Source organism: Peribacillus sp. JNUCC 23 (assembly GCF_053653995.1).
This window is the reverse complement of sequence record NZ_CM132202.1, coordinates 4,582,877-4,607,861: the sequence shown is the minus strand read 5'-3', so window position 1 is coordinate 4,607,861 and position 24,985 is coordinate 4,582,877. Positions and strand designations below refer to the sequence as shown.

General features: G+C 39.1%; 24 protein-coding genes. 20 read left to right on the top strand and 4 right to left on the bottom strand.

What is annotated here, in order from left to right; translation table 11 throughout:
• Positions 1-53: 53 nt before the first annotated feature.
• Positions 54-1,433, bottom strand: coding sequence for an NADP-specific glutamate dehydrogenase (gene gdhA / locus JNUCC23_RS22005; protein ID WP_062186472.1), 1,380 nt, complete (start codon positions 1,431-1,433; stop codon positions 54-56).
• A 396-nt stretch (positions 1,434-1,829) separates the two neighbouring features.
• On the opposite strand from gdhA, the gene JNUCC23_RS22000 reads away from it, so the two are divergent.
• The 3 genes from JNUCC23_RS22000 (at position 1,830) to JNUCC23_RS21990 (ending at position 4,919) form a co-directional block, all read left to right on the top strand.
• Positions 1,830-2,165, top strand: coding sequence for a LysR substrate-binding domain-containing protein (locus JNUCC23_RS22000; protein ID WP_454216173.1), 336 nt, complete (start codon positions 1,830-1,832; stop codon positions 2,163-2,165).
• A gap of 335 nt (positions 2,166-2,500) precedes the next feature.
• A complete protein-coding gene (locus tag JNUCC23_RS21995) occupies positions 2,501-3,517 on the top strand; it encodes a PTS transporter subunit IIC (RefSeq protein ID WP_454213602.1) in 1,017 nt (338 codons plus the stop codon).
• A gap of 208 nt (positions 3,518-3,725) precedes the next feature.
• Positions 3,726-4,919: a class I SAM-dependent rRNA methyltransferase gene (locus JNUCC23_RS21990; RefSeq protein ID WP_062186467.1), complete on the top strand. Its 1,194-nt coding sequence runs from the start codon at positions 3,726-3,728 to the stop codon at positions 4,917-4,919.
• 170 nt (positions 4,920-5,089) lie between these two features.
• Here the strand turns inward: JNUCC23_RS21990 and JNUCC23_RS21985 are convergent, their stop codons facing one another.
• Positions 5,090-6,358 carry a dicarboxylate/amino acid:cation symporter gene (locus tag JNUCC23_RS21985; RefSeq protein WP_454213600.1) on the bottom strand — a complete coding sequence of 423 codons (1,269 nt, stop codon included), beginning with the start codon at positions 6,356-6,358 and terminating at the stop codon, positions 5,090-5,092.
• Between the two features lie 263 nt (positions 6,359-6,621).
• Between JNUCC23_RS21985 and JNUCC23_RS21980 the strand changes: the two genes are divergently transcribed.
• Positions 6,622-7,425, top strand: coding sequence for an alpha/beta fold hydrolase (locus JNUCC23_RS21980; RefSeq protein WP_403077057.1), 804 nt, complete (start codon positions 6,622-6,624; stop codon positions 7,423-7,425).
• A gap of 148 nt (positions 7,426-7,573) precedes the next feature.
• On the opposite strand, the gene JNUCC23_RS21975 is transcribed toward JNUCC23_RS21980, so the two are convergent.
• Positions 7,574-8,908: an RNA-guided endonuclease InsQ/TnpB family protein gene (locus tag JNUCC23_RS21975; protein WP_454213598.1), complete on the bottom strand. Its 1,335-nt coding sequence runs from the start codon at positions 8,906-8,908 to the stop codon at positions 7,574-7,576.
• A gap of 295 nt (positions 8,909-9,203) precedes the next feature.
• Between JNUCC23_RS21975 and JNUCC23_RS21970 the strand changes: the two genes are divergently transcribed.
• The 16 genes from JNUCC23_RS21970 (at position 9,204) to JNUCC23_RS21895 (ending at position 23,069) form a co-directional block, all read left to right on the top strand.
• The gene (locus JNUCC23_RS21970) at positions 9,204-9,368 is read left to right on the top strand and encodes a Fe3+ hydroxamate ABC transporter substrate-binding protein (protein WP_454213596.1); all 165 of its coding nucleotides are present in this window, start codon (positions 9,204-9,206) and stop codon (positions 9,366-9,368) included.
• Positions 9,369-9,531: 163 nt separating this feature from the next.
• Positions 9,532-10,287, top strand: a complete 756-nt coding sequence (locus JNUCC23_RS21965; protein WP_062186459.1) for a threonine/serine exporter family protein — start codon at positions 9,532-9,534, stop codon at positions 10,285-10,287.
• Positions 10,288-10,306: 19 nt separating this feature from the next.
• A complete protein-coding gene (locus tag JNUCC23_RS21960) occupies positions 10,307-10,765 on the top strand; it encodes a threonine/serine exporter family protein (RefSeq protein ID WP_403077063.1) in 459 nt (152 codons plus the stop codon).
• A gap of 151 nt (positions 10,766-10,916) precedes the next feature.
• On the top strand, positions 10,917-11,459 hold the full coding sequence (locus JNUCC23_RS21955) for an RNA polymerase sigma factor (RefSeq protein WP_454213593.1): 543 nt from the start codon (positions 10,917-10,919) through the stop codon (positions 11,457-11,459).
• Entirely contained in the window at positions 11,459-11,917 is a 459-nt protein-coding gene (locus JNUCC23_RS21950; protein WP_403077069.1) for an anti-sigma factor family protein, read from the top strand. The genes JNUCC23_RS21955 and JNUCC23_RS21950 overlap by 1 nt, the downstream gene beginning before the upstream one ends.
• On the top strand, positions 11,914-12,375 hold the full coding sequence (locus JNUCC23_RS21945; protein WP_403077072.1) for a hypothetical protein: 462 nt from the start codon (positions 11,914-11,916) through the stop codon (positions 12,373-12,375). Before JNUCC23_RS21950 ends, JNUCC23_RS21945 begins: the two co-directional genes overlap by 4 nt.
• Positions 12,372-13,370: a DUF4097 family beta strand repeat-containing protein gene (locus JNUCC23_RS21940; protein ID WP_403077075.1), complete on the top strand. Its 999-nt coding sequence runs from the start codon at positions 12,372-12,374 to the stop codon at positions 13,368-13,370. Before JNUCC23_RS21945 ends, JNUCC23_RS21940 begins: the two co-directional genes overlap by 4 nt.
• 383 nt (positions 13,371-13,753) lie before the next feature.
• Positions 13,754-14,308: a YkoP family protein gene (locus JNUCC23_RS21935; protein WP_403077078.1), complete on the top strand. Its 555-nt coding sequence runs from the start codon at positions 13,754-13,756 to the stop codon at positions 14,306-14,308.
• A gap of 487 nt (positions 14,309-14,795) precedes the next feature.
• A complete protein-coding gene (locus JNUCC23_RS21930) occupies positions 14,796-15,578 on the top strand; it encodes a transporter substrate-binding domain-containing protein (RefSeq protein WP_454213591.1) in 783 nt (260 codons plus the stop codon).
• Between the two features lie 66 nt (positions 15,579-15,644).
• Positions 15,645-16,289: an amino acid ABC transporter permease gene (locus JNUCC23_RS21925; RefSeq protein WP_403077083.1), complete on the top strand. Its 645-nt coding sequence runs from the start codon at positions 15,645-15,647 to the stop codon at positions 16,287-16,289.
• On the top strand, positions 16,286-17,014 hold the full coding sequence (locus JNUCC23_RS21920) for an amino acid ABC transporter ATP-binding protein (protein ID WP_454213589.1): 729 nt from the start codon (positions 16,286-16,288) through the stop codon (positions 17,012-17,014). The genes JNUCC23_RS21925 and JNUCC23_RS21920 overlap by 4 nt, the downstream gene beginning before the upstream one ends.
• A 1,113-nt stretch (positions 17,015-18,127) precedes the next feature.
• Positions 18,128-19,306 (top strand): NupC/NupG family nucleoside CNT transporter, encoded by a 1,179-nt coding sequence (locus JNUCC23_RS21915; protein ID WP_403077087.1) that lies wholly within the window; start codon positions 18,128-18,130, stop codon positions 19,304-19,306.
• Positions 19,307-19,531: 225 nt separating this feature from the next.
• Positions 19,532-20,503 (top strand): peptide-methionine (R)-S-oxide reductase MsrB, encoded by a 972-nt coding sequence (gene msrB / locus JNUCC23_RS21910; protein ID WP_454213586.1) that lies wholly within the window; start codon positions 19,532-19,534, stop codon positions 20,501-20,503.
• An 88-nt stretch (positions 20,504-20,591) separates the two neighbouring features.
• Complete coding sequence (pxpB, locus tag JNUCC23_RS21905; RefSeq protein ID WP_403077093.1) at positions 20,592-21,311, top strand: 5-oxoprolinase subunit PxpB; 720 nt, start codon at positions 20,592-20,594, stop codon at positions 21,309-21,311.
• Entirely contained in the window at positions 21,295-22,296 is a 1,002-nt protein-coding gene (locus tag JNUCC23_RS21900; protein WP_454213584.1) for a 5-oxoprolinase subunit C family protein, read from the top strand. Before pxpB ends, JNUCC23_RS21900 begins: the two co-directional genes overlap by 17 nt.
• An 11-nt stretch (positions 22,297-22,307) precedes the next feature.
• Positions 22,308-23,069 (top strand): 5-oxoprolinase subunit PxpA, encoded by a 762-nt coding sequence (locus JNUCC23_RS21895; RefSeq protein WP_062186441.1) that lies wholly within the window; start codon positions 22,308-22,310, stop codon positions 23,067-23,069.
• Positions 23,070-23,226: 157 nt separating this feature from the next.
• Here JNUCC23_RS21895 and JNUCC23_RS21890 read toward each other — a convergent pair whose 3' ends face one another.
• Complete coding sequence (locus JNUCC23_RS21890) at positions 23,227-24,882, bottom strand: glutamine--tRNA ligase/YqeY domain fusion protein (RefSeq protein WP_062186439.1); 1,656 nt, start codon at positions 24,880-24,882, stop codon at positions 23,227-23,229.
• Between the last annotated feature and the right edge of the window lie 103 nt (positions 24,883-24,985).

Genomic DNA, 24,985 nt, shown 5'->3' with positions numbered 1-24,985 from the left:
CAGCCCAAAGCAGGATAATCTGTTTTGGGCTGTATAACATAAATCGATTCGAATTAGATAACACCTTGTGCAATCATATTGTCCGCAACTTTAATAAAGCCAGCGATGTTTGATCCAAGGACTAGGTTTCCAGGTTCACCGAATTCTTCTGATGCTTTTAAGCTATTTTCATAAATGTTTTTCATAATCGTTTGCAATTTTGCATCAACTTCTTCAAATGTCCAAGAAACTCGTGAACTATTCTGTGCCATTTCTAAAGAGGAAACAGCTACTCCACCAGCGTTCGCAGCTTTTGCTGGAGCAAAGAGAACTTCTTTAGTGTGGAAAAGGTCGATTGCTTCTAATGTAGAAGGCATATTTGCTCCTTCTCCAATTGCTTTTACTTGATTTGAAATAAGAATTTCTGCGTCAAATTCATCCAATTCGTTTTGCGTAGCACATGGTAGGGCGATGTCACAAGGTACAGTCCAGATGCCTTTGCTACCTTCAAAGTACATCGCATGCGGATGAACATCTGTGTAGTCGCTAAGTCGTTTTCTTTCGACTTCTTTCAATTGTTTTACAGTAGCTAAATCGATGCCTTTTTCATCGTAAATATATCCATTTGAATCACTGCATGCAACAACTTTCGCTCCAAGCGCAATGGCTTTTTCAATGGCGTAAATTGATACATTACCTGATCCTGATACTACAACTGTACTGCCTTCAAAGCTCAATCCTTTGCTCTGTAGCATTTCTTGTACGAAATAAACGACACCATATCCAGTTGCCTCTGTTCTGGCAAGACTTCCTCCATAGCCAATTCCTTTGCCGGTAAGTACTCCAGCTTCATAATTGCCTCGAATGCGTTTGTATTGACCGAATAAGTAACCAATTTCTCTTGCCCCAACGCCGATGTCCCCAGCTGGAACATCAATATCAGGACCGATGTGGCGATAAAGCTCTGTCATGAAGCTTTGTGTAAAACGCATAACTTCAAGATCTGACTTTCCTTTCGGATCAAAGTCAGAGCCGCCTTTGCCCCCACCAATTGCCTGACCTGTTAATGAATTTTTAAGAATTTGTTCAAAGCCAAGGAATTTAATAATGCTTGCGTTCACAGTCGGGTGAAACCTAAGTCCGCCTTTGTATGGACCGATTGCACTATTAAATTGAACGCGGAAGCCGCGATTTACTTGAACTTTTCCTTTATCATCAACCCACGGTACTCTAAAGGTAATCATTCGCTCAGGCTCTGCAAGCCTTTCAAGTATGTTGTGTTCCATATATTGAGGGTATTTTGCGAATACTGTAGTAAGAGAGAGGAAGATTTCTTTAACGGCTTGATGAAATTCAGATTCATATGGATTACGTTTTTTAACTAGCTCAAATACGCTGTTTACATATTCTTCAGCTGCTTGTAATTGACCGTGTAATGGTTCTTGAACCACCATGATGTATCACTCCTTAAATAATTTACTTTTGCTTTGAATATAGTTTATCTCTTACGGGTAACCTTAACAATCTGAATAATAGATAAAAATCATGCCTTTTTGAGATGAAAGATGGTTTACATTATGAAACTAGGGAAAATTCAAGATTTTATTTTAATCAAGCACAATTCATAATGCGGCTTATATAGCTGAAATAGCAATGGCGGAAATCGAAATAGTCTTTCTTGGCCCTTTGTCACATGATGAGAAGAAGGGGTAGGGCGAAGTGTTATTTGACAATGGAATTATAGCTCTCCTGCCAATTACACATTCACTTACGAATCGATCTTCTATTTGATGGAGGGAGTTACAGGGAGAAGGCTACATTTTGTTTCCTGAGGGCGTGTCTTACGTGAGATCTTTATTAAGGCATGCGGGTCAATTGGGTTTACACCACGGGGTGTTTTTGAAGTGCAAAATATTGTGCCGCTTTATGGGGCGCTAGCTGCAGGATTTGGGATTGCTTTAATACCTGAAATTACCTTAATGGATAGCCTTCCGCACGATGCAGTCAAGGTCCCAATCGTTGAACCTGTAGTAAGGAGAAATGTTGGAATTATTATTTCAAAGGAACGTTGGCTCTTACCTACTGAACAGTTATTTTATGATTTTACAGTAGATTTCTTTGCAAACCTAATGGATATGGAAAATGAATTAGTAAGAAAAGACCCGTATTTGGGTCTTTTTTATTAAAGTTCATATTAATATATTTAGATTATAACTTTGGTAGCGTTGTCAAGGAAAATAATTATTTACATTTTCTGAATATTATAATAGTATATTGATATACAATATTAGGGAGATTTTAGTCGTTTGAAACATAGATATAAACAACAGGAATTATATTTTCTTACTATGTTAAATGGGATTGAAGTGACCGTATATAAAATGAATGTTTTCGTTCTATTATTCATGTTATTCAACAAGGTACACTGGTATGATACGTTTACCACTCACTCACAAAATAAACGAGCTAACTATTTATCTTATACCAACTAGAATATAAGCAAAACGGGAGAGTGAACAAGATGAAATGGAATTGGGTTGAACATGTAAGTAAGGCTTCGGCGGGAATTGCTAATGCGGTATTGGTGACACTTGGGATCGGGCTCTTGTTTGAATCATTTGGTGGGCTACTCGGCTGGGAAGTATTTGTTACGATAGGAGGAGCAACGAAAATGTTACTTGCTCCTGCACTTGGTGCGGGAATTGCCTATCAGCTAGGCGGTAATACACTGGTCATCTTTAGTGCAATGGCCTGTAGCACGATTGGCGGGGCGGCCATTCATCAAACGGCTGAAGGGGCGTTTACCATTGTCACAGGTCAGCCAATCAGTGCCGTATTAGCCGCGGTTGTTGCAACAATTGTAGGGAAATGGGTTATTGGACGTACGAAACTCGATATGGTAGCCATTCCATTTGCAGCCATTCTTGTTGGCGGTGTTTCAGGTGTCTGTCTAGCGGCAGTTACGACACCACTAATACAGAAATTGAGCGCAGCCATTACAGCATCGGTTCAAGGGTCACCGCTTATTGCTCCGATGGTCATATCTTTAGTGTTTAGTATGCTTTTAATGTCACCGGCATCATCTGCAGCCATTGCAATGGCACTGCAGTTAGATCCTGTTTCAAGTGCGGCTGCTTTAATTGGCTGTACCATTCAGTTTGTAGGATTTACGGTTATGTCGATGAAACAAAATGATTTGGGTGGCTTTTTGGCGCAATCATTAATCACACCAAAGGTTCAGTTCCCAAATATCGTAAAAAACCCACTGCTTATTATTCCACCGTTTGTGGCAGCGATCATTTGTGCACCCATTGCAACACTAGGGTTTGACTTTCAAGTCTCCTATGAGATTGCTGGATTAGGATTGAATTCATTGATCGCACCAATCAATATCGTATCAACACAAGGAGTAAGTGCCTTTTTAATTTACATGGCAACAGGTGTTGTCTTGCCCATTGCAATAACTCTTGGTTTATATAAAGCAGTTAAAATAGTTGGCTGGGTAAAAGTTGGTGACTTGAGAATGGAAATTCAATAAAAGACTATCCCATTGTAAATAGAGGCCTTACTTACAAATAAAATGATATTAAGAAAAGAGAGTGTTTCAAGGACTGTCCCTAATGAGACATTCTCTCTTTTTTTTTCAAAAAAGATATCTGGTAATGCCAATAAAATGCTTAAACCACTTTGCATTTTTCCTGCTATGCATGAGATGATAGAAAGAAGCGTGAAAATTATTTTAAAGGATGTTACAAATGAATATAAAAATTAAAAACAGCTTCACTAATAAGATAGTTAAGGGATATCCGTTAATTGAAAAAGATGCTGTGATAAACAGCCAAGACCTCAAAGAAGAGGGAAAAATCATCAGAGTAACAGATGAGAAAGGGCAATTTCTAGGTAAAGGATATTATGGCATTCAAAACAAAGGAATTGGCTGGATTCTTACGCATAGTGAATCGGAAGATGTGAACCAGTCCTTTTTTGATAAAAAGCTGCAAAAGGCGATTGCGTTAAGAAAATCGTTTTTTGAAGATCCTAATACGACCGCTTTTCGAATTTTTAATGGCGAAGGCGACGGCATTGGTGGCTTAATCATTGACTATTATGATGGTCACTTTGTGTTGAGTTGGTATAGTGCGGGAATTTACTCATTTAAAGAGCTTGTGCTAAAAGCCTTGCTTAATAGTGTTGTGGTTAAATCAGTGTATCAAAAGAAACGCTTCGATACGAAGGGGCAGTATATGGACGAAGATGATTTCGTCATGGGAGAAGCGCCTGAATTTCCGCTGATTGTTAAAGAGAACGGTGTGAATTTCGCTGTGTATTTAAATGATGGAGCTATGGTTGGTGTATTCCTTGATCAAAGGGAAGTCAGAAAGACCATTCGTGATACATATGCAAAAGGGAAAACAGTGCTGAATATGTTTTCTTATACAGGAGCTTTTTCTGTTTTTGCAGCAGTGGGTGGAGCGATTAAAACAACAAGTGTTGACCTTGCTAATCGCAGCCTGCCAAAAACGAGTGAGCAATTTAGCATTAATGGTATTAACCCTGAAGAGCAGAATATTGTTGTGATGGATGTGTTCAATTATTTTAAATATGCAATCAAGAAGAACTTAATGTTTGATATGGTGATCCTTGACCCACCAAGCTTTGCTAAATCAAAGAAATTTACCTTTAGTGCAGCCAAGGATTACAAGAATCTATTAAAGGATACAATCGCAATCACAGAGGATGAGGGAGTAATAGTCGCCTCTACCAACAGTAGCTCCTTTGATATGAAAAAATTCAAAAGTTTCATCGACGCAGCATTTAAAGAAAGTGGATTTACATATAAAATAGAAGAGCAATTTTCGTTACCGGATGATTATCATACGATTAAGGAATTCAAAGAAGGAAATTATTTGAAGGTTGTTTTTATTAGAAAACTGAAGTGATAACCAAGATGGTGCTGTCCGATAACGAACGAGTCAGGCTCGTCCTTTAGGACAACTTTGTTTCACGTGGAACATTTTTTCACCATAATATGTAGCGTTCGAAATTCATTAAGAAAAAAAGAGGATGTCTCGAAGGGTATTGACCCTTCGAGACATCCTCTTTTCATACATTATACGGTTTCACTTCTTGAAAAAGACTTCTTCAACCAATTCTTCCCTTCAACAAGTCGTGTGACCATCATGGCACATACTGTGTTGCCTGTTGAGTTCAAAAGGGTCGCAGGAGCATCAATAATCGTACTAATTACGGCGATAATCGGCAGAACACTTGGTGGAAAGCCAAAAATGCTAAGGATCAGCATTTCGCCAATCATGCCACCTCCAGGGATTGCACCCATTACTGCTCCGACTAAGAAAGAGACAGCAAGAATACTTAAAATGCTTGAAGGGCTTGTCATGTCTTTGCCAAACAAAGTAAATAAGAAGACGATTTTCAATACACCGCCAAATACAGAGCCGTCCTTGTGCATGTTTGCACCAAGTGGGATCACTGTTTCGGCGATATCCTTTGGTACACCCATCTTGCGGGTAGATTCAAGATTTGCTGGAATGCTGGCAGCACTTGAACAGGTAGCGATGGCTGTGATGGATGGTGTAAATGCATTTTTCCAGAAAGTCTTAACGCCTTCACTGCGCCCCGCAAAATAAGCATATAACGTGAAGAATCCGAAATAGTACACAAGAGTTAATACGAGATAAAGAACAAATCCTCTGGCATACCCTTCAAGAATCTGTGGTCCAAGCTGACCGATCACTGCTGCAAAATAGGCGCCAAGTCCAATGGGAGCATAATACATGATGATCTTGACCATTTTCATCATTACTGCTGATCCGCCTGTTAGAAATGCAGCAACTGGCTTGGCCACTTCCCCTGCCAATGCTGTAGCAAGGCCGAAAAGAACAGAGAAAACAATGAGTTGAAGCATATTGCTTCGAGATAACAATAAAGAAAAGTCAGAAACGGTAAAGGTATTTACCAGCTGGCTAAGTGCAGATATATCTTCTAATGAAGTTTCTGGTTTTTCCGCTTGCGCCATTAAATTTTTAATAGCAGAAGTATCTGTGCCTTCTAATGGATTTATAATACTTGTTCCCAAAAAGGCCAGCAGAGCAGAAATAATTGCCGTCCCAAGGAAGACAATGAAAATGCTCCCCATAATCTTACCAAGGCGTTGCATACCGCCCATATTCGCGATGGCCGCTGATATACTAAAGAATACGAGAGGAACAATCATCATAAACATTAGATTAAGAAACAAATCACCTAATGGTTGTACAACAGATGTTTTTGTTCCGAATACAACTCCAGCAATACCACCAATGATGATTGCGATAAGTAACGTAAGTGATGATTTATAATTGGAAAAAAATTTTTTCAAAACATCTAATCCTACTTTCATGAAAAATGATATAGATACATAGAGTTTATTATTATATGTAAAATACAGTTTTACAGTCAAACTTTTGAAGGACTGTAGTAAACTCTGTCCAATTTATTAATAAAAACACCCATGAGTACGTCTGCCCCAGCTTAACGATAAAAAAGGTTCAGAGTCTCAAATTGTATCATCTAATGAAGGTGGCGGTGCGGTGCTGATTTTTTAGAAGTCCCGCCCCTTTTCCTCAGAATGGGAGGGTTTCGATGGCTTATTTAACGATTGAGCAAGGAATTGACATCTATTATGAAGAAAAAGGGACAGGGAGACCGGTGATTTTCCTGCATGGTGTATGGATGAGCAGTCGTTTTTTTGAAAAGCAGCAGTTGTTTTTTGCAGAGAATTACCGCTCGATCCTTCTAGATTTTCGAAGTCATGGAAGTTCTTCACATGTTCACCATGGAAATACAGTAGCGACTTATGCAAAGGATTTGCATACATTTATTAAAAAATTGGACTTAAAGGGTGTTGTGCTTGTTGGTTGGTCGATGGGTGCTTTCGTCGTATGGGATTATATGAAGCAGTTTGGGTCAGAAAATATTCATTCAACGATCATAGTCGATGAGCTGGCTTCGGACTTTAAATGGCCCGACTTTGACATTGGAGCTTTCGATATTGCAACATTAAGTGCCTTCATGACAGAAATCCAGACGAATCGTTCTCAGTTTTTGGCAGGATTTCTAACTTCCATGTTTAAAGCTGAATTGAAACCGGATGAAGCAGCCTGGATGCTTGAAGAAGTAACAAAGATGCCTGAATCTATTGCGAGTGCCATTTTATTTGATCAGTCAATTGTGGATTATCGGGGGTTTCTACCAAGTATCGCGGTACCTACTCTGCTTTGCTTTGGCCGAGAAGAAAAAGTTATTCCTGTTGCAGCTGGCGAACATCTGAAAGAAAATATATCAGGCTCACAACTTGAAATCTTTGAGAACAGCTGCCATTGTCCATTTTTTGAAGAAACAGACAGGTTTAACGAGGTAGTTGATCAGTTTATACAAACTGTATAGCTGTTGACCAATCCCACAGCTAAAGCAGTGGGATTCTTTTTCGCAAACATTTCACTTACAAACTCCCAAAGGAAATCGCAGAGGCAAGACTTAGGCGAACAACTCTCGATAGAAAAACAGTCCATCGAAAGGGCAAGGTCTGTGCCTACTACGCCGTCCGTCCGGCGATACTTTTCTCTTTTTTCGGTTGATCTTTTGGATGTTTTGCTTTTTGTCTTTCTTCTATGGACACAAAACGCTTATGCCAAACCGGTTGCTTATATAAAACCGAAAGAAGTGGTTTCGTTTCCATGGGATATTTCTTGCGCACAATATTTTGCGCGCCATTCACATCACGATGGATTTCTGTTTGATGAACAGAACATATGAAATTTCTTCCGTTTGCTTGGTGTCGCCCCCCACAAAACGGACAATCTTGGGAGGTATAGTTTTCTTCTGTTTCTTCCATCCTGATGCCTTTTAATTGAGCTTTGTATGTCAGCTTTTGTTTGATTTTCCCTTGATTCCATAACGATAATTGTTGTCGTCTTTTTTTATTGGTTTTCCGTTTCTTTTCCCTATTTATCTTTGTATTTTTTTCAATACCGGATACGTTTCCGATGACAAAGTTCGTCACTTTTTCTTCTTCCAAAAAAGAAATAACTTCTTTGGTTGTCTTATGTTCCAACGCTTCAAGCTGATTTTTTGTCTTTTGGCGAATTCGTACGCTTGCCTGTCTATATTTTTTCCATTGACGAGAGCCCTTTTTACAACGAGACATTTTCTTACTTAAATCGGCTACTACCTTTGCACGGAATTGAGAAAGACTACGCATCGCCCGACCCGAAATTAATAAGGCTTTATCCTCGGTCGCTACAGTTACAGAGTGAATTTCCCCTAAATCTCCACCCGCCGCTTTAAAAGCATACGATGAAGTGTCTTTTTCTGGTACCGATACAGAATAACAAAACCAGTAGGCTCCGTTTCTCCAAACGATCTCCGCGTAGTTACAGGTTTTTAAATCTTCTTTTGAAAGATTCGGAAGGATGACACATTTGTTTTTCTTAGGCTCCTTTTCATTCCACATTTTCTTTTTCTTTTTGGTTAAGAGGTCTGACAGTTGGAACCCATATTCCACTTTTTTAATCGTGATGATTTCTTTAGAAACATCCATGGACGCTTTTTTTAGTGGAATACAATAATAGTACTTTCTTCGCCACGGATAGTTTGCTTTTTTGTCCGTTACTCGTAGCTGACGAATGGTTTCACGATTGGCCACATATTTATTGGCAATTGCTTGAACAGTTTGAGAATGAAGATGATACGTTTGTTTCCGAATCGCTTGGATTTCCGTTTTACTTAACCACTTTTTAAAGAAAAAATAATAAGAAGTGGCTTCTCTGACAATATCGTTCCAAACGGAAGCTGCTTCTCGCTGCATCAACCTTAACTCCGAATACAATTTTTTATCATACGGGATTTTAAATGAATGAGTCACAAACACGGTGTTTTCCCTCCTTTCTTATTATTTAAATCATTCCACAATTCAATTATACCGAACGTGGGCTCTGTTTACGGGTGATACATTCGCTTGAAGCACAAAAAAATCGAAACATTGACATGTCTAAAGACATGCCTGTTTGGACCTCACTACCATCCCACCTCTGAAGAAGTGGGTTTTCTCGTTTGGGAAAGTTTGTAAAAAGAATGGTCATCTTGCCATGCCTTTTTATGTCGAATCCATTTATTAGTGAATCCTTTTACCGGAATTTCCGTAATAAGGATAGGAGGGGATAGACATGTTTAAGATTGAACCAAAATGTTCGAAATGTGGAAAAGAGATTAAAGGTGATGAAGAAGTCTATATTCAGATGAAATACCCTGCAGGGAAAGGGTTTACTGAAATCAAAGCCTATTTACAAAACGAGGGTCAGTTTATTTTTGAAAAGTGTATGGAGAAGTAGTGTCATGATCATGATGATTTATTGAAGTATTAGCACTAGATGAAAAATACAAATCCAAAATGTACAGGTTCTAGTTTATTTCTTTTGTTATTAATTAACTAGCCATTTGATTTTCATGAAAATAGCGATACTATTAAGGAAAATAGGTTTTGGAGAGATGTCAATGGAGATACGCACAACGACCACGTATGAGATTATTGAGGTCTGTTTATTGGCAGGGAAAATTATGCTTCGCAGTGGTGCCGAAACGTATCGGGTTGAGGATACGATGACTCGGATTGCTGCTTCTTATGGAATTAGCTCTAGTCATTCGTTTGTTACACCTACAGGCATTATATTTTCAATGGATGGAAATGATCCGACGAAGTTGATCCGAATTTCAGATCGCTCCACGGACCTCCATAAAGTAACGATTGTGAATAGTGTTTCCCGGCAAATAAGTAATGGTGAATTAACAGCGAAAGAAGCACTGGTAAAGTTAAAGGAGATTGAGAGTTCAAATTATGCTTTTCCGATATGGCTTCAGATTTTTGCTGCGTTTATTGCGAGCGGCTGCTTTATGATCATGTATCAGGGGCTATGGACGGACTTCTTGGTAGCCTGTTTGGCTGGAGGGCTGGGCTTTTCAGCTCTTGTTTATCTACACAAACTGTTGGAGATTAAGTTTTTTGCTGAGTTTATTGCTTCCTTAATCATTGGTACCTTTGCGTTTATCGCCGTTTCGTATAACTGGGGTACATATGTAGATAAAATCATTATTGGAGCAGTTATGCCACTTGTACCTGGTCTCCTCATTACAAATGCAGTGAGGGATTTAATTACTGGTCATCTAGTATCAGGAATTGCTAAAGGAGCCGAAGCATTTTTGACCGCATCAGCCATAGGGTCAGGGATTGCGGTTGCCTTAATATTTTTGTAATAATGCGAGGGAGACGTAAATGATTACACAGTTTATTACTAGTTTTATTGCGTCAGCAGCGTTTGGGGTTATTTTTAACGCCCCAAAGGAATCTTTAGTGAAATGCGGTTTTATCGGAATGGCAGGATGGTCTGTCTATTATGTTCTTTATTCCCGGGATGTTAGTAGTATTGTGGCTACACTCGTGGCATCATTAATTGTGGCTATTATTAGTCAGTTCTTTGCAAAGACGTACAAAATGCCGGTTATTATATTTAGTGTGGCAGGGATTATTCCGCTTGTGCCAGGGGGACTATCGTATGACGCCATGCGCCATTTTGTTGAAAATGATTATAATATGGCCATTCAGCTTGCAGCCAAAGTAGTCATGCTTTCAGGAGCCATTGCGATGGGATTGCTGTTCTCAGAAGCGATCAATCAGTTATACCAAAAGGTTATAAAGCGAAGGAAAGTAACAGGCACTTTGGAGAAGGATTAAAATTCCCGGTGTGCAAATAAATCCCATTTATATGGAAAACGACTGAATTTGTTTCGGTCTTTTTTTTGTTCTAAAACAATTTTTTTTAAATTTTGCAGGGTATTTACATAATTGTGCGTCTAAATAGATAGAGAGAAAAGAGGTGATGCAGGTGGAGAAGGATGAACAGCTTGTGAAGCGAATCATAGCTGGAGAAAAGGATCAATTTCGTGAGCTGATAACACGTTTTCAAACTAGGGTATTTGCGGTTGCATATAAAGTAAGTAAGAATACAAAAGATGCCGAGGATATCACCCAGGAAGTATTTCTTCAGCTGTATCGCTCTCTTTCTCAGTTCAAAGGTGATTCTAGTCTTTCTACATGGATCTACAAGATTGCGATGAGTAAGGCTCTTGATTATCGGCGCAAGCAGATCAGACAAGTAACTCATGAAGGGGAGGGAAATCTTTATGATATTCCTTTTGGGTCTACACCGGAAGACCTCCTTCTTGATAAAGAAGACAAAGAACTTGCACGTGCTTATATGGAAAAACTCCCAGATACATATAAGGAAGTTGTCCATCTGTATTATTTTCAGCAGCAGTCTTATCGTGAAATAGCCTCTACATTAAATGTTGCGGTCAAAACCGTAGAATCTAGACTATATCGAGCCAAGCTTATTATGAAGAAACAGGGGAAGGGAGAGGAACTTTGATGAAGCACATCACTGATGAACAACTTATCGCATATATACAAAACGAACTCTCCGGCAAAGAAATAGAAAATCTAGAGAACCATTTAACAGGTTGTAGTCAGTGTCAGAAAGAGTTTGTCGTACTTGAAGAATTAACTAATGAATGGAATGAGCCATCTCTTCAGCTATCCGTTGATGTAACGCTTGATGTTATGGGTGTGATTGAGAAAACGGAAAAGCAAAAATCTGCACGGAAAAACAAACGCAATACCTATCTACATTTTATCCTTGCAGTAGCGGCGACCATCCTATTTTCTCAACTGAAGATTGTCGATTATATCATCGATACTTCTAATCATGTAGTAGGGATTTCGTCAGTAACAGTAGAGCAAGCCAATCATTCTTTAGAAAAAGGAATGAGTTCTCTTAATAAAATTAACTTGAAAATACAATCAAAAACTGGAGGAGAAAATAAATGAGACAGCCAAAGAAATGGATATATATCCTATCATTCTTACCGGGACTTGGGCAATTTTATCTAGGCTTGATGAATAGAGGCCTGCAATTAATGTTGTTATTTTTCGGGGGAGTGTTCATTACCGCCCAATCATTCGGAAGTCTTGCTATATTCCTGCCAGTGCTTGTTTTTTATGCATATTATGATGCCTTAAATCATTATCGGATGATTATTGAAACTGGAGAAAGAAAAGATGAAATGCTACTGCAATGGGATGTTCTCCAAGGCAAGAAGAATATAGTTGGGTGGATTCTAATAGTAGTTGGTCTGATTAGTTTCCTGCAAATGTTCATGAACTGGCTACCGAGTGCAATCAGTCAATATATTCCTTATAATTTCCTGCAACAAGTCATCTTAGCATCTATTTTAGTTGGATTCGGATTTAAACTTCTTCGTGGTAGGAAAGAGGAAGCGCAATGAGGAATTGGAAGATTGGTTCGATTACAGCAGGTACTCTTTTAATCGTCATTGGGTTTCTATGGCTCCTGCAGTCCTTCTTATCCATTCCGTTTGCAAAAGTACTAGTTTACTCATGGCCGGTCATTTGTATTTTTCTTGGTGTGGAAATTCTCGTTCTTCACTTTTTTAGAAAAGATCAAAAACTAGGTATCCATTGGCTTAGTATTATTTTATTAATGGTAATTGGCGGGGCATCCTTAGTCTTCAGTTTTGGAAAAGCAGCCATGGATGAACTAGGGTTCAGCTTCCAAGCTTCTTCCTACAACATGCAAGAAGAGCTTGCGTCATCATCGACGATTCAGGAAGTGATCATTTCGTTACCGAGCGAAGATGTATTTATAACAGGAACAGATGAACAGAAAGTGACGATAGAAGGAAAATTGAATGCAAATGTAAAAAGTGATAAACAGCTAAAGAATAAAGTTGACGAGCAGTTTTCACTGAAACAAATTGGAGATAAAGTGTATCTTGACTTGTTAGATTCTGAGTTTGAACTAAATGATCTGACAAGAATAACAGGACGACTGCATATATCTGTGCCAAAGCAGGCGGTGGTGAAAGTAGATGTAGGCAAGGGTTCTATCGGGATTGATAATATCCAGGCACCAGCAAAACTGCAAACGTCTAATGGAGATATCACTGCGAATGCCTATACCGGTGCGTTGTTTGCACAGACTCGTGGGGGAGATGTGGTGCTGACAGATAGTGTTCTTACAGGAAGTTCGATCATTGAATCAGCTGGTGGGGATATTGTTTGGAATCTTTCACAGGAGCAGCCAATTACACTGGATGCCTCCACAAATTATGGGGAAATCAAAGGGAATATTGACTGGAAAGTTTCCACTCTAGCAAACGAATCGGAAGAAAAAAGACAAGGAACCGCGAAGCTTGGCAATGGCATCCATTCGATCATGCTAGAAACAGAGAGCGGGAATATCATTGTCACGAAAAACTGAAGGATGACTGTGAAGGGGTGAGGCACCTCTTCTTTTTTTATCCCACATAACGGGCAGTAAGACCCCCACTTCAAGGCTAAGAGGAATCGAAGAAGCGTAGTTGGGAGATAACTGCCTGTAAATGGCCGATTGGTGAGATACAGTGAAACTTACCTTTGCTACGCGGAGATATTAGCGACACTAGAACGTGACTAACAATCAGTGGGGAAGAAGAAAACCCCCACTGATTGAGGTTTACTTTACCCTAGATTTGTAGGCAGTACTACTAGTTTGATGGTGTAAATTTGACTTTATATAAATGTGAATGAGATCCCTTTTTCTTTGGAAGGCTAACTTGGAGAAATAGTAGTCATTCGTTAGGGAAGAGAGGTTTATGAAAGGGAATGAAAAGTTATTTAATCATTGCATGGAATATGATCGACCCATTATATTATCATCTATCAAATTTGACTTGCATTCATAACGGAAAAGCAGAGAAAAATTTTTTACGTGTTAAGCTCACTCGTTACAAAGGTAGAATGGTTGTACTTTCTGACGGGACACAGATCAACAAAAACGATACATTAGTCAAAATTCATCTGCATAATGCCGTTCTCTTAAAAGAATTAGGACAAACGAAAAGTAATCTTTACAGAGGCCGGTTCATTTTTCAGGCTGTCAGAAAATCTTTACCCGACTTGGTGTCTTATATTCAAAAGCATCATCAAGTGGATCAAATCAAAGGCATCATCGGTATTACTTCGTTGGACAAAGGTGTGAATCGTCTTGGCTTTGAAGTGGTACCTATTGCTAACCCACTTTATAAATGGTTTAAATGGGCCAGTTTTTTACCAATTTGTATCTTATCAGGCACCGATGTATCTATAAAAAAACAATCAGGGCCAAGTTATTTATTTATGTCTAAAGTATGTTTAATTAGTAGGTATAAAGTACAATAGATCCCTAAAGGGTCTGATATCTCTCTGAGGTTTATCAATAAACGATATATAAGAGAGTGTATCTGACCCTACTTTAGTCTTTTTGCTAAGAGAAATTGGCGAATGGACGGGTGAAAAATTTAAGATTAATTGAACAGTCCCGACTATCTAATGTCAAATTATTTTTAAGATCCGAATGCTTCAAATCGTCTTTTCGGTTTGGAACATTGTATATTACCCCAGCTTTACTCCTCCTATCATCTTTAGGTGCGTTGTTGCCATGTAAATCCTATGCTCGATTCATATACTCTCTCCTTGTAAATATTTATAAGCATGTACTTTATATAAAGTTTGGATTATAATTGTGGATAATTATTTGATTATTCTAATAATTGTGAATAAAATAATCATAGTTTTATATGATTAGGGGAGGGGTATTAGGACATAGGGTACTGTACGAAGAGCTACATAATTGTTAGGAAAAATTATGTATTAGGAGGAAGGTCCGATGAAAAAATTTAAGTTAGTTAGTTTGTTATTTGTAATAGTGCTAGTATTGGCGGCATGTGGCACGAAAGATGTTGGTAATGCTGGAGAAGGAGATACGCAAGATAAGGATAAGGTATATAGAGTAGGAATTGATACTACATATCCACCGTTTGAATATGAAGAAAATGGAGACTACACAGGCATCGATATTGATCTCATTAACGCTATTGCTGAAGATCAAAATTTCAAAATTGACTTCAAACCGATGGATTTCGGTGGGATTATTCCTGCGATGCAAGCAGGTCAGCTTGACGTTGCGATTGCTGGAATGAGTATTACAGATGATCGGAAGAAAGTCGTTGATTTCACAGATCCATATTTCCAAGCAGGTTTGACATTGGTTGTGAAGCAAGGGGAAACGGGTATTAAGTCAATTGAGGATCTTGCAGATAAAAAGGTAGCTGCGAAAAAGGGAACGACAGGAGCTAAATTCGCAACAGAAAAAGCCGAAGAAATAGGCTTTGAATTGGTTCAATTCAATGACAGCCCAGCAATGTTCCAAGATGTGGCGAATGGAAATTCAGATGTGCTAATTGAAGACTACCCTGTTATCGCTTATGCAATTGCTCAAAGTACTCTTGATCTAGAAGTCGTCGGCGATCGTTTAAACGGGGATGAGTACGGGATTGCTGTTTTGAAAGGGAAAAATGATGAATTATTAAAGAAAATGAATAAAGGCTTAGCTAATTTGAAAGCTAGTGGCAAATACGATGAGATTATTAATAAATATCTGAATGAATAATGGAGGGGAATATAGTTAGTCGGGGCGCGAAACTGCTCGTGCCTTTTTTTGAAAGGAGAGTCTGTTATGGATGTAATTAGGAATGCTTTTCCCTATTTAATGGACGGGCTGAAGGTTACGCTATATATTTTTGTAATTGCTCTTATTTTAGGTTTCATTATTGGCTTAATCGTAGCATTGCTACGTTTGGCACCGATAAAACCGCTGAACTGGATTGCAAAATCCTATATAAATGCCATTCGTGGAACGCCAGTCATTGTACAATTATTCTTTATTTATTTTGGATTGAATACAATCCCGTGGATTTCGATGGACAAAACAACTGCGGGGATCGTAACCATCGCTATTAATGCCGGAGCTTATTTTGCTGAAATCATCAGGGCGGGCATACAGTCCGTTGATAGTGGTCAAACGGAGGCAGCTAGGTCACTTGGGTTAACAAGTACACAAACGATGAGATATATCGTTCTTCCCCAAGCATTTCGTCGGATGTTACCTACATTTACAAACCAATCGATCATTAGTTTAAAGGATACTTCGCTTTTGTCGATCATTGGCATAGCCGATTTAACCCAGCGTGGACAAATCCAGCAAGCGGCTACCTATGAATCCTTCAAAATTTGGCTGATGGTAGGGGTGATCTATTTCATTATTATTTACGCACTAACCCTGCTAGCCAATTTCTTAGAAAGGAGATTTGAATTACGATGAGCATTATTCAAGTGCAAAATTTAAAGAAATCATTTGGAGATCTTGAAGTTTTGAAGGATATCAGTACAGTTATTCAAGAAACTGAAGTGGTCTGTGTGATCGGCCCGTCTGGTTCTGGGAAAAGCACGTTTTTACGATGCTTGAATCGACTTGAAGAGATTACTGACGGTGAAGTCATTGTGAATGGTCATATCATTTCAAGTAAAACTGTGAATATCAATAAAGTACGTGAGGAAGTTGGTATGGTGTTTCAACAGTTTAACTTATTTCCACATAAATCGGTGCTTGAAAATATCACAATGGCGCCAATAAAGGTTCGGTTAACAACGAAAGATGCAGCGAAACAAAGGGCATATGAGCTGCTAGATAAAGTAGGCTTGAGAGAAAAGGCAGATAGCTACCCAGCCCAGCTTTCTGGCGGACAAAAGCAGCGGGTCGCGATTGCAAGGGCGCTTGCGATGGATCCGAAAATTATGCTATTTGATGAACCAACTTCAGCTTTGGATCCAGAGATGGTTGGCGATGTACTTGATGTCATGAAACAACTTGCCAAAGAGGGAATGACAATGGTTGTCGTCACGCATGAGATGGGATTTGCCCGCGAAGTAGGCGATAGAGTCATGTTCATGGACGGTGGCTATGTGGTGGAAGAAAACGTTCCTGAAGAGTTATTTAGTCATCCACAGCATATACGGACGCAATCATTTTTAAGTAAAGTTTTATAGATACATAAGGAGGAACCAGCTTAGGCTTGGTTCTTTTTTGTTATTTAACGTACTATATGGGGCAGATAACTTAATTTGTCTATTGGAATATAGTGCAAAACAACCCCACAAACCATCTGATGGGCGAAACCCTCCTCGTTTAGAAAAGGCTAATAAGAGTACGACTTGTATCTATATTGATGGTTATTTTTAACTAAATAAGGGAAGTGCATAAGTAAAAGATCTAATGGTACGATTTCACTTATTACTGGGGTAAGTGGACGGGTAACAGCAATCGTATTTGCTAAAGAAGGCATTCATATACGATTTTTGAGGGCTATTGGATATTTGCAAAATAGAGAGCTGAACTAAAAGAATATGAAGAAAAGACCTGGATGGCGAGGGTAGACGTTTGCAAGATGGAATCGTAGCTAGTGCTTGTCATCTTCAAAACTTGCTCTATTAGGATAAAATACATAGGTATATGTCGTGTACATGACACGATAAATAGTGAATAAAGTGTAATATCAGACGTTTTTGGGACATCCTCTTTCATTTTATTGGGCTCTTTTCGTAAAGATTTTTGTTTTTAGCAAGTAACAAATTCGAGCAGATGTTGATTGTAGTGGAAGATGCGAGACTCCTGAGACCGCCCGCAGGAAGCGAGTGCCTGTAACGGAAATCAACCCAGGATAGTAGTGTAAATATTATTTAAAAGCAACAAAGTATACGAAAACAGCCTTTTATTTTTCAAGATAATTTTTATATTAGTATAACGAAATAAAGATTTGGTAATTCGTAATCATATTATTATTTTTACTAATAAGTTTGAGAAAAAAGGGATTACTATAATAGAACCAAATAAAATAGCGCGAATTTATGCCTTTAGAAGGAGTCTTTATTTAGTATACCTTGTTAGCCTAATATGTTTTTGCTATAATCAATTTTGCTTAATGATCTTATCATATGTACCATGTGCAAGGGGAAATTGGAATGATTTTATTTTTGAATACGTTTTCGTTAATGGGAAATGTACTGTGCATTTGGGCATGATATAAGTTGTAAATGAAAACTTATATGGAAGATAAGTAGTCAGACGTTCAACTTTAAAATACTACCTAATGGAGGTAACAAATGAATTATTTAATCTCAATCGTAGGACTAATTGTAGTTCTTGCTCTTGCCTGGATTGCAAGTAACAATCGCAGAAAAGTAAAAATTAGACCTATAATCCTGATGATTATTATCCAATTAATCTTAAGTTATGTATTATTGAATACTAAAATTGGTCTTGATATCATTCAAGCAATTGCAAATGGGTTTACGAAGTTATTAAGCTTTGCGAATGAAGGGATTAGCTTTGTTTTTGGCGGAATTACCAATAAAGGCGAATTTCCTTTTTTCCTAAATGTTCTACTTCCCATTGTATTTATTTCTGCATTAATTGGAATTCTACAGCATATTAAAGTTCTTCCTTTCATAATGAAATGGATTGGCTGGGCACTTAGTAAAGTGAATGGCATGGGGAAGCTTGAATCATACAATGCTGTAGCATCTGCACTTGTTGGACAATCTGAAGTATTCATTACTGTAAAAAAACAGCTCGATCAATTGCCTGCTCATCGTCTATATACATTATGTGCATCAGCGATGTCCACGGTCTCCATGTCAATTGTTGGGGCATATATGACAATGGTTGATCCGAAATACGTCGTGACGGCTGTTGTTATTAACCTATTTGGTGGTTTCATTATTTCATCCATCATTAATCCATATACAGTGACGGAAGAAGAAGACATCCTCGTTGTTCAAGAGGATAAGCAAAGCTTCTTCGAAATGCTGGGTGAATATATTATGGATGGTTTCAAGGTCGCGATTATTGTTTCTGCGATGTTAATTGGCTTTGTTGCCCTAATGGCAGCCGTGAATAGCTTGTTTGCTACGATTTTCGGGATTTCTTTTCAAAGTTTAATTGGATACGTCTTCTCGCCAATTGCAATTCTAATGGGGGTGCCTGCCTCAGAATCGGTAATAGCTGGTGGCATTATGGCGACTAAATTGGTCACGAACGAATTTGTGGCTATGCTTTCTTTAGGCGATGTAGCTTCTACCTTAAGTGAAAGATCAATCGGAATCATTTCTGTATTCCTTGTTTCATTTGCGAACTTCTCTTCAATTGGCATCATTTCTGGAGCTGTTAAAGGGCTTCATGAAAAACAAGGAAACGTTGTTGCACGCTTTGGTTTGAAGCTTTTATACGGCGCAACCTTAGTCAGTGTATTAACATCAGTTATTGTAAGCTTTATCCTATAATCTGAAGCGGTAGAGTTGTCTTATAAGGGTCTGATCTCGAACTCTCTATATAGTATAAAGTGTGATATACACTTGCCTTTTACTGTATTTAGTTGTTGCCTGGTCGGACCCTTTTTCTTTTGAGACAACTCCCGAGAACCAGAGTAGAGTATTTTTATCCTGGTTTAACAAATTGTAATATCCCACTGATGGAAGTTTCACTGATATTAACAAGGAGTGATGCGGATGAATGATATTAGTAATACAAGGGAATTAGAATTAGCAACGTTCGCTGGTGGTTGTTTTTGGTGTATGGTTTCTCCTTTCGATGAGATAGAGGGAATCCTTCAGGTCGTTTCCGGTTATACAGGAGGACATGAACCAAATCCTACGTATAAACAAGTGAAGTCAGGCACCACTGGACATGTAGAAGCAGTCCAGATTACGTATGATCCTGCTAATATATCCTATACAAAATTATTAGAGCTATATTGGCAGCAGACCGATCCAACAGATGCAGTCGGGCAGTTTTCTGACAGAGGACCAGCATATCGGTCTGTCATTTTTTATCATAATGAACATCAAAAGCAAGAGGCTGAGAAGTCTAAAGTGCAATTAACGGAAAGTGGCCGGTTTCAAGAACCGATTGTAACTGCAATCCAGAAGGCTGAGTTTTTCTATAGAGCAGAAGAATATCATCAGGATTTTTACAAAAAGAATGCATTTCGATATGCTTTATATCGACAAGGAAGCGGTCGTGAACTTTTTCTTAAGAAGCACTGGCCAAAGGATAAAACGGAGCTGAAGGACCGATTGTCTGCTATGCAGTTTTTTGTTACTCAAGAAAATGGCACGGAACCACCTTTTGAAAACGAATATTGGGATAATAAGCAGGAAGGGATTTATGTTGATATTGTTTCGGGAGAGCCTTTATTTAGTTCAAGCAATCAATATGACAGCGGCTGTGGATGGCCAAGTTTTACTAAGCCGATTCTTTCCGGATATGTGAAGGAAAGCATAGACGTAAGCCACCGTATGACAAGAACGGAAGTGCGGAGTAAAGAAGCTAACTCGCATTTAGGCCATGTTTTTGAAGATGGCCCTAGTCCAAAGGGACTCCGCTATTGTATTAACTCTGCTTCTTTACGATTTATCCCGAAAGCGAAAATGAAAAAAGAAGGCTACGGTGACTTGCTTCTGTTATTTCATGTGAAATAATGAGTAACATGGATAGGATGAGTATAAAGGGAGTTCAAAGTAATATAGGTAGAAAATAAAACGATTCTTTTTTAGCTGGAGGTGGAACATGGACTATCAATTACACCCATTTGGAGACAATGGAATCATGATTGAACTAGGGACTACAATTTCTCTAGATATACAGAAGAAAGTCCGTGCAGTTGTTTCTTTTCTTGATCAAAATCAATTTGAGTGGATGATTGAGTATATTCCGGCATTTACGTCTGTGACTGTGTTGTATGATATTGGGCATCACGAACTTATTCAGGATGGTCGTTACCCATATGAGCAGGCATGTGAGCAACTGAAAGAGGGAATTGCGGGGTTAGTGTTGGAAGAATCTCAGCTTCCGAGGGTGGTAGAAATTCCAGTTTGCTATGGGGGGAAATTAGGACCTGATTTGGATTTTGTAGCTAGACATAATGGACTTAGCGTTGAAGAAGTCATTAGGATTCATAAAACAACTACTTATAACGTACATATGATTGGGTTCGCGCCAGGTTTTCCATATATGGGCGGTATGTCTGAAAAAATTGCTGCGCCAAGGAAGGAAACACCTCGCTTAGCTATTCCAGCAGGTTCAGTTGGGATTGCAGGTAAACAAACGGGTATTTACTCTATTGAAACTCCTGGAGGCTGGCAGATTATTGGTCGGTCACCGATTCAATTGTTCCGTCCTTTCAATAATGCGCCTAGTTTATTGCAGGCAGGGGATTTAATTTCATTTAAAGAAATTACGTATCAGGAATACATCGATTGGGAGGATAGGGATGATAAAAATTATTAAACCAGGCCTTCTTACGACCGTTCAGGATTTAGGCAGATATGGATCGCAGAAGTATGGGGTCATTGTAAGTGGAGCGATGGATCAGTTGTCACATCGGATCGCCAATCTTCTAGTTGGGAATGATGAAAGCAAACCAACTCTTGAAATTACATTAACAGGTCCGGTTATTGAATTTACCGAAACTACCCTTATCTCGCTTACGGGCGGGAATTTATCTCCAAAAATTAATGGATGTTCAATTGACTTGTGGCGCCCGATTCTTGTAAACAAGGGGAGCATACTATCATTCGGCCCGTGTAAAACGGGCTGTCGTGCGTATCTAGCGGTAGCTGGTAGCTTTCAAGTCACAACAGTCATGGGGAGTGCTTCCACCTATTTAAGAGCAGGAATAGGCGGCTTTTTGGGGCGGGCGCTAAAAGTTGGGGATGTCCTTAGTATGGAACGAATGAGTTTAAGCAGTAAAAGGATTATTCAACGATTATCCACTGAGCTTGGTAAGCGAGATTATATCGAAGCTACGTGGAAGATCGATCCGGTGATCTCGTCTTGTAATATGGGCAAACAACCAATCAGGGTCATCGAAGGCCGCCAATATCACTGGTTTACGGAAAAAAGCAAACAGACCTTGTTCCAAGAAGAGTTTATGGTGACCTCACAATCTGATCGGATGGGCTACCGATTAAAAGGGGGTTCACTTACCTTGGCCACTGAAGAAGAAATGGTCTCCGAGGCGGTGGGATTTGGAACTATCCAGGTGCCAGCTGAGGGTAACCCGATTGTCTTATTGGCAGATCGGCAAACGACAGGTGGCTATCCGAAGATTGCTCAAATCGCAACGGTTGATTTACCAGTCATCGCACAAGCCAAACCAGGAGAAAAGCTACAATTTCAACTAATTTCCCTCAAAGAGTCACAATTGATCTATTTGGAAAGGGAAGAGCAGATCAGACAATTAAAAATAGGCATTTCGCTTTTACACGGATAGGAGGGACCAAAATGTTTAAGGTAGATTTAAACTGTGATATGGGTGAAAGCTTCGGTGCATATCGAATGGGAAGAGATGAGGAAATACTAAATTATGTTAGCTCTGCCAACATTGCTTGTGGTTTTCACGCTGGCGATCCTTCTACGATGAGGAACACAGTGAAGTTAGCTTTAGAGAAGAATGTTGGAATTGGCGCTCATCCAGGCTTCCAAGACGTAGTCGGTTTTGGTAGAAGGGAAATTAGCTTGACCCCTAAAGAGATAAACGACCTGGTTTTGTATCAAATTGGTGCACTATCTGCATTTGTAAAAGCAGAGGGGGGAAAGCTTGCGCATGTAAAACCGCATGGAGCTCTTTATAATATGGCAGCGAAAAACGCGGCCTTATCCGATGCTATCGCAGAAGCTGTTTATCAGGTGGATCCAGAGCTTATATTGTTTGGGTTGGCTGGTAGTGAGCTCATAAAGTCAGGAGAGAAAATTGGTCTACATACTGCATCGGAAGTTTTCTCTGATCGAACGTATCAACAGGATGGCTCGTTAACTTCTAGAAAAGAAGCTGATGCACTAATTACAGATCCTAAGCTTGCGGTTGGTCAGGTGCTGAAGATGGTTCGAGAGCATAAGGTGAAAACAATTCAAGGAACAGATTTTTCAATTCGAGCAGACACGGTTTGTATCCATGGAGACGGGAAGCATGCAGTGGAGATGGCTCAGTATATATCGGCTGCCTTAGAACAGTCAGGGGTTAAAATTGGAAGAATAAGATTGTAGTCATTTCATGATCAGATGAAAGAGGAAAGAGGCTGCCCACAAGCAGGGAGACCCCACATCCACTATATATCGTTTATATTCTGCGTCAATGACAGAATATAAACGATATATAGAGTGTGAGGTCAAGACCCTTTTGGGGCATCTTCTTCTTTTTATTTTATAGTTTAAACGAGCTTTTTAATTCAACGATTTGGTTCAGGACTAGATGCCCGTCTGTTGTGTGCTTCGGATCTACATTGTAATAGCCGTGACGGAAGAATTGGAACTTATCTTGTGGTAGAATATCTTTCATATTTGGCTCTACAAATCCTTGTAGAATCTCAAGAGAATCAGGGTTAATACGCTCAAGGAATGTTTTTTCTTCTTCCTCTTCGTTAGGCTCTTCATCAAGAATTAATGGTTGATAATTGCGGAATTCCGCTGGTACTGCATGGGCAGCATCCACCCAGTGCAAGGTTCCTTTTACTTTGCGACCAGTAAACCCAGAGCCACTTTTTGTTTCCGGATCATATGTGCAATGAAGCTCAACTACATTGCCTTCTGCGTCTTTAATAACTTCCTCGCATTTAATGAAATAAGCATGTTTTAGGCGAACTTCATTGCCAGGAAAAAGGCGGAAGTATTTCTTCGGTGGATTTTCCATGAAATCATCTTGCTCCACATAAATCTCACGAGAAAATGGAATTTGTCTTGTGCCCATTTCTGGATTTTCTGGATTAATTTCTGCTTCAAGCCACTCTACTTGGCCTTCTGGGTAATTGGTAATGACCACTTTAAGCGGTTTTAAGATTCCCATTGTTCTAGGTGCTTTTAGCTTCAAATCTTCACGAACGAAATGATTGAGAACTTGGCTGTCAATTGTTCCATATGCTTTTGATACACCGATTTCATAACAGAAAGCACGAATGGCTTCAGGTGTGTAACCGCGTCTTCTTAACCCAGAAATGGTTGGCATACGAGGGTCGTCCCATCCGTCTACAACACCTTCATCGACAAGTTGCTTCAGTTTACGTTTACTCATTACGGTATTGGTTAGGTTCAAACGACCAAACTCATATTGTTGTGGGATACTTTCCATTTCACATTGCTCAACAACCCAGTTATAAAGTGGGCGTTGGTCTTCAAATTCAAGGGTACAAATGGAATGTGTCACGCCTTCAATTGCATCCTCAAGCGGGTGAGCAAAAGCGTACATTGGATAGATGCACCATTTGTCGCCTGTGTTATGGTGTTTTGCATGTGCGATTCGATAAATGACGGGGTCACGAAGGTTAATATTCGGAGAAGTCATATCGATTTTTGCACGAAGAACTTTTTCACCGTTTGCAAATTCACCATTGCGCATTTTTTCAAAAAGGTCCAGGTTTTCCTCAATTGAACGGTCGCGATACGGACTATTCTTCCCAGGTTCCGTTAACGTACCTCGATATTCGCGAATTTCATCAGCATTTAAATCATCAATATAGGCTAAGCCCTTCTTGATTAATAAAACAGCACGGTCGTACATTTCATCGAAGTAATTGGAAGCAAAGAAAAGGTTATCCCAGTCGTAGCCGAGCCATTTTACATCCTCTTTGATGGAATTTACGTACTCTATATCTTCTTTCAGCGGATTCGTATCATCGAAACGCAGATTGGTTTTCCCGCCAAATTCATCCGCGACACTAAAGTTCAAAATGATTGATTTAGCATGTCCAATGTGTAAATAACCGTTAGGCTCAGGTGGAAAGCGAGTGATGATATGATCACGTTTCCCTGTCTCTAAATCTTCTTTAATAATATTTCTTATAAAATTTGAAGAGTTATGTTCCAATTAAGTTCGACCTCTTTCATATATAAACTCGTATACTTTACATTTAGTTTTATCTTCATATATACCATAAATACAGACTTTTTTCCATGGATTGCACCAATTA

Bases quoted from the DNA above. Each gene is read 5' to 3' on its own strand.
- JNUCC23_RS21930 (WP_454213591.1), top strand. From the start codon at position 14,796: ATGAAAAAATTTAAGTTAGTTAGTTTGTTATTTGTAATAGTGCTAGTA.
- JNUCC23_RS21925 (WP_403077083.1), top strand. From the start codon at position 15,645: ATGGATGTAATTAGGAATGCTTTTCCCTATTTAATGGACGGGCTGAAG.
- JNUCC23_RS21900 (WP_454213584.1), top strand. From the start codon at position 21,295: ATGATAAAAATTATTAAACCAGGCCTTCTTACGACCGTTCAGGATTTA.
- JNUCC23_RS21935 (WP_403077078.1), top strand. From the start codon at position 13,754: ATGAAAAGTTATTTAATCATTGCATGGAATATGATCGACCCATTATAT.
- JNUCC23_RS21980 (WP_403077057.1), top strand. From the start codon at position 6,622: ATGGCTTATTTAACGATTGAGCAAGGAATTGACATCTATTATGAAGAA.
- JNUCC23_RS21915 (WP_403077087.1), top strand. From the start codon at position 18,128: ATGAATTATTTAATCTCAATCGTAGGACTAATTGTAGTTCTTGCTCTT.
- JNUCC23_RS21995 (WP_454213602.1), top strand. From the start codon at position 2,501: ATGAAATGGAATTGGGTTGAACATGTAAGTAAGGCTTCGGCGGGAATT.
- msrB (WP_454213586.1), top strand. From the start codon at position 19,532: ATGAATGATATTAGTAATACAAGGGAATTAGAATTAGCAACGTTCGCT.
- JNUCC23_RS21945 (WP_403077072.1), top strand. From the start codon at position 11,914: ATGAGACAGCCAAAGAAATGGATATATATCCTATCATTCTTACCGGGA.
- JNUCC23_RS21970 (WP_454213596.1), top strand. From the start codon at position 9,204: ATGTTTAAGATTGAACCAAAATGTTCGAAATGTGGAAAAGAGATTAAA.
- JNUCC23_RS21965 (WP_062186459.1), top strand. From the start codon at position 9,532: ATGGAGATACGCACAACGACCACGTATGAGATTATTGAGGTCTGTTTA.
- JNUCC23_RS21920 (WP_454213589.1), top strand. From the start codon at position 16,286: ATGAGCATTATTCAAGTGCAAAATTTAAAGAAATCATTTGGAGATCTT.
- JNUCC23_RS21960 (WP_403077063.1), top strand. From the start codon at position 10,307: ATGATTACACAGTTTATTACTAGTTTTATTGCGTCAGCAGCGTTTGGG.
- JNUCC23_RS21895 (WP_062186441.1), top strand. From the start codon at position 22,308: ATGTTTAAGGTAGATTTAAACTGTGATATGGGTGAAAGCTTCGGTGCA.
- JNUCC23_RS21990 (WP_062186467.1), top strand. From the start codon at position 3,726: ATGTTACAAATGAATATAAAAATTAAAAACAGCTTCACTAATAAGATA.
- pxpB (WP_403077093.1), top strand. From the start codon at position 20,592: ATGGACTATCAATTACACCCATTTGGAGACAATGGAATCATGATTGAA.
- JNUCC23_RS21940 (WP_403077075.1), top strand. From the start codon at position 12,372: ATGAGGAATTGGAAGATTGGTTCGATTACAGCAGGTACTCTTTTAATC.
- JNUCC23_RS21950 (WP_403077069.1), top strand. From the start codon at position 11,459: ATGAAGCACATCACTGATGAACAACTTATCGCATATATACAAAACGAA.
- gdhA (WP_062186472.1), bottom strand. From the start codon at position 1,433: ATGGTGGTTCAAGAACCATTACACGGTCAATTACAAGCAGCTGAAGAA.